Consider the following 5141-nt stretch of genomic DNA (forward strand, 5'->3'; position numbering starts at 1 on the left):
CCCGCAAACCCCAGTGCCTGAAAAATCATCACGGCCCCGTCCCATTGATGACCCAAGGCCAACGGGATCAGCAGGTCGGCCGATGCGATTGCAACCGCCACGCCTGGCAGCGCCACGAACAGCAGCAAGGGAGCCACCCGCAGATAGGCCTTCCTGTACCGCTCGGGCTCGTGGCTCATGCGTGACAGGGCGGGCACCATGACCTTTCCCAGCGGGTAGATGACCTGCTGCAACGGGAACAGCAGCAGCCGGTTGGCGCGGTCATACAGCCCCAGTTGCTGGTTTCCCCATTGGCGCCCGATCAGGATCTGGTCAATGTTGCGCCCGAAATAGTTGGCAAAGTTGAAGCCGGTGATGCCGGCCCCGAAAGTAACCATTTCCTTGGTTCCGCTGACCCAGCGGGGAATGCCGGGACGCCAGCGCGAGCTGATCCAGCATCCCAAGGTCGTGAAGATCATGGTTGTCATGCCGCCGATGAACAGGGCCCAATAAGTCCTCTCGAAATAGGCCCAAGCAATGGCTGTCGCCAGACCCAACACCGCCCCGATGCTGTCCAGCACAGCCAGGCGCCCGAATGCCATCCTGCGGGTAACAAGAGCGTAATGCTGGGCCCCCGTCCCTAGAACCAGAAGCTGCAGGCTCATCGCGGCAACAAGCGGGGCCACCTGCGGCTCTCCATAGAACTGTGCCACCAATGGAGAAATCAGGATCATGATCGCGCTCAGCAGCGTGCTGACTGCCATGTTGATCCAGAACAGGCTGTTGATTTCGGCGTGGGTAATGTTCTTTTTCTGCACTGTCGCCTGCGTCAGGCCCATATCCAGAAACAGCCCGATGAAGGCCGCGACCGGAGCTGCCATGGCAACAATTCCGAAATCCTCGGGTTGCAGAAGGCGCGACAGGACGATGACCGAAGTAATCTGGCAACCCAGCTTGACGATCTGTGCGCCGCCGGTGGCCAAAGCCCCTCGCTTCACTGACTGACCCATCGCCTGGATTGGCGGATCGAACCGTTTGCTGTCGTCGTCTATGGTCTCAGTTCCCGTTTCAAGGCTGCTACGGCCTGCCCGTCATCAACGGAACCGAGGCGCAACCCGTTGGCGGCACAAACTGTGCAATGCGGCGCTGCAGCATAAATATCGCGTTGGCGGTAACGGTCCAAGGGGAAAGACACAAGACCTCTTTGATTTCCATCTCCGGCTTGTGACATTGCAAGGTTCAGGATCGGCATTGTTCGATATGGAGCCGATATCTTTGAAAATTTGATCGAAACCATGTGACCCAAGGCGAGCAGGGCATTTAGCGGAGGGACCCCGATTTCATTTCGACACGAACACGCAGACAGATGCCGATATTCCCATCTCATTATCTGCATTCTTTCACGGGTTCTGCAGAAACCACAGTCGCAGCAAGGGCAGGCGTGTTATCAGAAAGATCGGGAAGCAGGAAAATGCGCTTTCTGCGGCGCCCGCATCTGCACCCTGAAAAGAAGATTGCTCGGTCACGTGAACAAGGAATGCACTTCTGTTTCAATGTCCTGCGTCCTGTCCTTCATGTGTCCTGTGAGGTGTCCTGTCCCGGACATAAGTTAGATGCATTGAAAAAATTTTTGTCCGGTGGTTTTGTTCGGACATGGTCAGGTCAGAGCGGCCGGACAGATGCTGGACAGAAAGGGACAGGTGATGGCAATGCTCTCTCTGCGTGAAGCTGCACAACTCTGCGGCAGGGGAAAGTCGACAATACAGGCTGCAATCAAGGACGGGAGACTGTCTGCAAGCCGAAACGAGCAAAGAGGGTACGAGATAGACCCTTCGGAACTGCATCGGGTCTTCCCGTTTGAAGTGTCCGATAACCGGCCGGATGAGGGGAGCGATCGGACACAACAGGACAGCAAGAAAGATGTGTCCGACGAGTGTCCCGTCGTGTCCGGATCTGATCGGGAGGCCAGTATCCGGACAGGACAGGATGTCTCCGTTTCTGCGATGAGGATCAGGCATCTAGAGGAACTGCTGGAAGCCGAACGGGCAGGCCGCAATGATCTGAAGCAGGCCCTTCAGGCGCGTGCGGACGACCTTCAGGAAACAATAGCCGATCTTCGGAAGCGTCTGGACGTTGCCGAAGAGGAAAAAATGCGCTTGCTGCCCGCCCCTGAAAAGAAGGTGGCACCGGCACTTGGGCAAGGAGGCCTCTGGTCACGGTTGACAGGCCGCTAAAGCGAAATCTTCCAGAAGAACACCGGAAAGGCTGCGGCAGTCGTATCGGCTGAGCCACAGGCCGGCTCATCGCTCGCGAGCGGAAGGCCAGAACGCCGTTCAAGGCGTTGCGTGGGCGGCGCGATCACGCGCTGCCCCCTTTGATGTTCAGGGCTGGAACATCCGGTCCTGTTCGGCCCGCAGGCTACAGGCGAGGCTCCCTGCGGGAAGTTCCACGTCCTCGTAAGTCAGCACCTGGTCCTTTGGCACCCGGCGGCGCATCCGAGCGCCTGCTGCAATGCCCATCGGCAGCAGGTTCTGGACGCGGGACACTGGATAGTTCTCGCACAGCCCATAGGTAAGGAAGCCGCCCAGCCCGTCCAGAACCGCCCCCTCGTCCAGATCGCACTTTGCCGCCGCAACGACATCGACCACTGGCCCCGCCTTTGGTGCAATCACGCGGTCGCCGAACAGAGCCACGCGTGCGACTGACAGCGGAACCTCGAAGATCATCAGGTGATAAGGAACATAAAAGCTGTAGAGCGGCCCTTGTCCCAGTTTCCCATAGTTCAGGTAATGGGCCTGAACCTTGTCCTGTGCCTCGGCAAACACATAAACCCCGGGCGAGGGCAGGCCACCGACCACATAATCCACGATGCCGCCCAGTTCGCGCAGGCGGTCCAAATCATACATCCCCGTCATTTCGTCCACGGGGCCACGATGATCCATGCCGATCATGCCGCGTTGCGCAACCTGCATCCCGGTTGCATTGGCGACAATGGCCTGCTCGAAAGAGATCTTGGTCCCGTCGGCAAAGCTTGTCACCATATGCGGCGTCTGCCCCCACTGCCTGGCGTAGGCCGCCTGCGTTTCGGGCGTGCGATAACGGTCCTGCAGCCCCTTGATGTTGCCGCAAACCCGGGGGATCAGGCCAATGCTCTGGACAAAGCGCAGAAGGTTCAACTGAACCCCCGGCTGATCGCCATCGCAGCCGCTGAGGATGACACCCGCAGCATCCGCCTTCTGCCGCAGCAGCGGACCGACCGTTGCATCCAGTTCCGCGTTCATCAGCACCATGTGCTTGCCGCCCGCGATGGCCTGCATCGTCACCTGCGCGCCATGTTCCACATGACCTGTCGCCTCGACCAGCGCTTCAAGGCCGGGGGCCTCGCACAGCACCGCAGGGTCAGACGTAACCGCGAAATGTCCAGCCCGCAGCGCGTCCTCCAGTTGATCCGCAGTGTTCACCTCGACGATGCGATCACGGGGGACACCAAAGTCCGCATAAGCGGCGATTGCGGCCGGCAGACTGCGGTTGCAGATCGCCGACAGCTCCATTCCCGGCATGTAATTCAGCACCTGGTTCGCGATCCCGCGCCCCATATAGCCGGCACCGATCATGCCAAAACGAAGCGGATGGCCTGCCTCAGCGCGCGCTGCAAGCGCGGTGTCCACGATAAGCATCAGGCCAGTCCCCACTCGTGCGGCCGATAGTCGGGCCAGCTTGCATCCTTGTCCGAGATCTGCATGACCTCCATCTGCCAGTCAATGCCGAACGCGGGATCATTCCAGCGCACGCCGCCTTCCGCCGCGGGCGCATAGGGGGTGGACACAAGATAGCTGACAGCGCTCTGATCCTTCAGGGTAATGTAGCCATGGGCAAAGCCCTTGGGAACATAAAGCTGGTGGCCGTTCTCCTCGGTCAGCTCGAAAGCCTCCCACCGCAGATAGCTGCTGGAGTCACGGCGCAGGTCGATGATGACATCGCGGATGGCGCCGCGCGTGCACCTTACCACCTTGACCTCGGTTTCGGGCGCATGCTGGAAGTGCATCCCCCGCAAGGTGCCCGAAACATGGTTGAACGAATGGTTTTGCTGTGGAAACCGGGTTTCAAGCCCGGCCGCCGCAAACTCTGCCTCGCAGAAGGTGCGGGCAAAGTGCCCGCGCTCATCCCCGCGAAGCTCGGGCTCGATCAGAACCGCGCCTGCAAGAGTTGTCGGAGTAAAACGCATTAACTTGTCCTTGAATGGGTCGAAAAGGACCCGGCGGGCACGGGAGCGCCTGCGAGGTCTACAATCTGAGTCCGGGTCAGTGCCGAAAGTTCCGATGGAGAGGCTTTATCAGCTGCAGCCTGGTACCATGCCACGGTGGCGTCGAGTCCGGCAAAGACGTCACTCATCTGGCGCCAGCCGAGCGTGCGTTGCGCAAGACCTGAGTCAAGAAGCAGAAGGCCCGCCTCCTTCAGATGCGCTTCGCCCGGCTGATGCTGCCAGCCTGCGCCTTCGCCCCAGCGTTCCGCGAATGCCGTTGCAAGATCGCCCACCGTCAGCAGCTGTTCGGCGGCGGGACCGAAATTGTAGCCTTGGGCATAGGCCATGCCGCCCTCGTGACAGGCGCGGGCCAGACGCAGGTAACCGGCAATCGGTTCAAGACAATGTTGCCAAGGCCGCACGGCACCGGGAGAGCGGATGACCAGCGGTTCGCCCATCGCAAAGGCGCGGACAGCATCGGGAAGCAGCCGATCCTCGGAATAATCGCCGCCGCCAAAGACGTTGCCTGCCCGGGCCGAGGACACGGGAACCTCACGCGACAATGGGGAATTGGAGGAAAAGAAGGACTCCCGCCATGCATGGGTCACGATTTCGGCACAGGCCTTGGAGGCGCTGTAAGGATCCTTGCCGCCCAGAGGATCATTCTCTCGATAGGCAAAGGGCCATTCGGCATTCACATAGCACTTGTCGGTCGTCACGATCACGACCGAGGCCACGCTTTCACAGGCGCGGCAAGCTTCGAGAAGATTGATCGTTCCCATGACATTGCTGGAAAAAGTCTCGACCGGTTCCTTGTAGGATCGGCGTACGAGGGGCTGAGCAGCCGCGTGGATCACGATGTCCGGCCGGAAGGCAACCAAGGCCTCGCGCAGCGCCGTCGCATCCCGGATGTCGCCCA

5 protein-coding genes are annotated in these 5141 nt (G+C 60.1%); 1 reads left to right on the top strand and 4 read right to left on the bottom strand.

Features of this window, described 5'->3' with window-relative positions; genetic code table 11:
• Nucleotides 1-989 (bottom strand): lipopolysaccharide biosynthesis protein (locus ACLHHB_RS13930; protein ID WP_410218883.1); only part of this gene is annotated, 989 nt, incomplete at its 3' end.
• Between the two features lie 693 nt (nt 990-1682).
• On the opposite strand from ACLHHB_RS13930, the gene ACLHHB_RS13935 reads away from it, so the two are divergent.
• Nucleotides 1683-2213 carry a hypothetical protein gene (locus ACLHHB_RS13935; RefSeq protein WP_410218884.1) on the top strand — a complete coding sequence of 177 codons (531 nt, stop codon included), beginning with the start codon at nt 1683-1685 and terminating at the stop codon, nt 2211-2213.
• Between the two features lie 147 nt (nt 2214-2360).
• Here the strand turns inward: ACLHHB_RS13935 and ACLHHB_RS13940 are convergent, their stop codons facing one another.
• The 3 genes from ACLHHB_RS13940 to rfbG all read right to left on the bottom strand — a co-directional run.
• Nucleotides 2361-3656, bottom strand: coding sequence for an NAD(P)H-dependent oxidoreductase (locus ACLHHB_RS13940; RefSeq protein ID WP_410218885.1), 1296 nt, complete (start codon nt 3654-3656; stop codon nt 2361-2363).
• Nucleotides 3656-4204 carry a dTDP-4-dehydrorhamnose 3,5-epimerase gene (rfbC, locus tag ACLHHB_RS13945; protein ID WP_410218886.1) on the bottom strand — a complete coding sequence of 183 codons (549 nt, stop codon included), beginning with the start codon at nt 4202-4204 and terminating at the stop codon, nt 3656-3658. Before rfbC ends, ACLHHB_RS13940 begins: the two co-directional genes overlap by 1 nt.
• A partial coding sequence (rfbG, locus tag ACLHHB_RS13950) for a CDP-glucose 4,6-dehydratase (protein WP_410218887.1) occupies nt 4204-5141 on the bottom strand: 938 nt, incomplete at its 5' end. The genes rfbG and rfbC, both read right to left, overlap by 1 nt.

It is taken from the genome of Paracoccus sp. (in: a-proteobacteria), assembly GCF_046462195.1.
Lineage (GTDB): Bacteria > Pseudomonadota > Alphaproteobacteria > Rhodobacterales > Rhodobacteraceae > Paracoccus.

Excerpts from the sequence above, each read along its gene's own strand:
- ACLHHB_RS13935 (WP_410218884.1), top strand. The coding sequence starts at position 1,683 with ATGGCAATGCTCTCTCTGCGTGAAGCTGCACAACTCTGCGGCAGGGGA.
- ACLHHB_RS13940 (WP_410218885.1), bottom strand. The coding sequence starts at position 3,656 with ATGCTTATCGTGGACACCGCGCTTGCAGCGCGCGCTGAGGCAGGCCAT.
- rfbC (WP_410218886.1), bottom strand. The coding sequence starts at position 4,204 with ATGCGTTTTACTCCGACAACTCTTGCAGGCGCGGTTCTGATCGAGCCC.